Source organism: Kitasatospora sp. NPDC056800, from assembly GCF_042789775.1.
GTDB lineage: Bacteria > Actinomycetota > Actinomycetes > Streptomycetales > Streptomycetaceae > Kitasatospora.
Map to the genome: position 1 here is coordinate 1 of NZ_JBHUAL010000395.1, position 2,271 is coordinate 2,271.

The 2,271-nt window shown below is 74.8% G+C and carries 2 protein-coding genes; one reads left to right on the forward strand and one right to left on the reverse strand.

Annotated elements, in window-relative coordinates; translation table 11 throughout:
- Nucleotides 1-63 precede the first annotated feature (63 nt).
- Nucleotides 64-990, reverse strand: a complete 927-nt coding sequence (locus ACFRQN_RS40585) for an A/G-specific adenine glycosylase (protein WP_049652529.1) — start codon at nucleotides 988-990, stop codon at nucleotides 64-66.
- A 193-nt stretch (nucleotides 991-1,183) separates the two neighbouring features.
- Here ACFRQN_RS40585 and ACFRQN_RS40590 point away from each other — a divergent pair, with 193 nt between their 5' ends.
- On the forward strand, nucleotides 1,184-2,047 hold the full coding sequence (locus ACFRQN_RS40590; RefSeq protein WP_074001711.1) for a hypothetical protein: 864 nt from the start codon (nucleotides 1,184-1,186) through the stop codon (nucleotides 2,045-2,047).
- Nucleotides 2,048-2,271: the final 224 nt, after the last annotated feature.

Below are 2,271 nucleotides of genomic sequence, written 5' to 3' on the forward strand. Positions count from 1 at the left end.
AGACCGGCGCCCGATGGCGCCCCCGGGAGGTCCTCTCCCGGGGGCGCCTTCGTGTTCCGCCGCCTACTGGGGCAGCCGGTAGACGCCCTGCTCGACCGGCTCGACCAGGCCGTCCGCCACCAGGCCGTCCAGCGCCCGGGCCCGCTGCACCGAGTCCGGCCAGACCGCGTCCAGCCGGGCCTGCGGCACCGTCCCATGCGCCTCGCGCAGCACCGCGAGCAGCTTGCCGCGCACCTGGCGGTCCGTCCCCTCGTAGGACTGGCCGCGCCGGGCCGGGCCCTCGTACGGCGGGCGGCCGGCCCGCTGCCAGGCGCAGGTGGTGAACAGCGGGCAGTCCCCGCACTCCGGGCCGCGGGCGGTGCAGACCAGCGCGCCCAGCTCCATCACGCCGACCGCCCAGGTGGCGGCCGTCTCGGCGTCGTCCGGCAGCAGCGCGGTGGCGGTGCGGCGCTCGGCGGCGGTGGTGGCCTGGGCCGGGTACTCGACGCCGGTCACCGCGCGGGCGAAGACCCGGCGGACGTTGGTGTCCAGCACCACGTGCCGCTGGCGGAAGGCGAAGGAGGCGACGGCGGCGGCGGTGTACTCCCCCACGCCGGGCAGCGAGAGCAGGGTGGCGTGGTCGTCCGGGACCTCGCCGTCGTGCTGCTCGGTGATCGCCACCGCGGCCGCGTGCAAGCGCAGCGCCCGGCGCGGGTAGCCCAGCCGGCCCCACATCCGGACCGCCTCGCCGGGCGCGTCGGCGGCGAGGTCGGCCGGGGTCGGCCAGCGGGTGAGCCAGGCCTCCCAGGCGGGCAGCACGCGCTTGACCGGGGTCTGCTGGAGCATGAACTCGCTCACCATGACCGCCCAGGGCGTGGCGTCGGGGGTCCGCCAGGGCAGGTCCCGCTTGCTCGCCTCGTACCAGTCCAGGACGGTCGAGTGGAACAGCGGCAGGGGCATCGGCGGCCGGGCGGCGTCGGCGGCGGTGGCAGGGGCGGTGATGGCAGTCATGGCCCTTCGATCCTCCCATGCCCGCCGACCGGGCCGAAGTGGATCAGTCTGCTCCGGACCGACCGGGGGACCGACCGGAAATCGTCCGATTGGGGCTCGCTCGAACGGATCAAATGGCGGATCATGTGAAGGAAGGGGCGACTGTGCGGTGTTGGTGAGTCAATCGCCACACACAGTCTCGTAGAGTTTGGTCGTGCCTTCTCTGCGTCAACCCGTCGGACCACTGCCGGCCTCGATCTACTGGCGTCGGCGCGTCATCGTGCTCGTCGCCGTCGCGGCGGTCGTCGCCCTGATCGCCTGGCTGATGATCGATCAGGGCGGGGGCGGTGACGGCGGCTCACCGGGCAACGCCGCACAGGCCGTTCCCTCCCAGTCCCAGAACCAGACACCGGCTCAGGCGATCACGCCCGGCGCCTCACCGAGCGGCCCCGCGGCGCGCCCGGGCGGCGGCTCCGGGGGCGGACCGGTGGCGGGCGGTGGCGGCACCGAGGTCAACCTCAGCGGCGGCACCGGCGCCGGCGGCGCCAACCCGGCCCCCGGGGGCGGCGCCGCGCCGGCGACCGGCGGCGGCACCGGTGGCGGCACGGGCGGCTCCGGCGGTACGGGCGGCGGCGCTCCGCCGGTGAACACCCCCGAGGTCATGGCGCTGCCGGTCTGCGCCTCCTCGCAGGTGGCGCTGGAGCTGGCCGGCACCCAGAACTCGTACCAGCCCAAGGACAAGCCCCGACTGGCGCTGACGGTCAAGAACTCCTCCGGCACCAACTGCCGGGTGGACCTGGGCCGCACCGCCTCCGTGATCACGGTGAGCGGCAGCAACAACGACCGGGTCTGGTCCTCCGGCGACTGCCCGACCGACAAGGGCAGCATCTGGGTGCAGCTCGGCGCGAACGGCAACCAGACCGAGACCTTCACCTGGGACCGCAGCCGCAGCAAGCCGCAGTGCGCGACCGCCGACCAGACGCCGCCGCCGAGCGGCACCTACGTGGTGCTCGCGGAGCTCACCGGGCTCTCCGGGGACAAGGTCTCGGCGCGGGCCTCGATCCGGCTGGACGGCTGAGAACCGGTCACCTTCCCTCGGAGCCCCCGGCCGTCGCTCGGCCGGGGGCTCCGCCGTGTCCGGGGTGCCGGGCGCGCTGACGTTCGCCGCGGGCGAGGACGGCGCGGTTGGCGGCGTCGCGGTCGGTCGCCGGGATACCGTCGAGATTCCCGACGAGTCCCGGATTTCCTTGCAGCAGGGCGACTTTCGCCGTATCCGACAGGCTCGCCCACCACGCCTTGTTG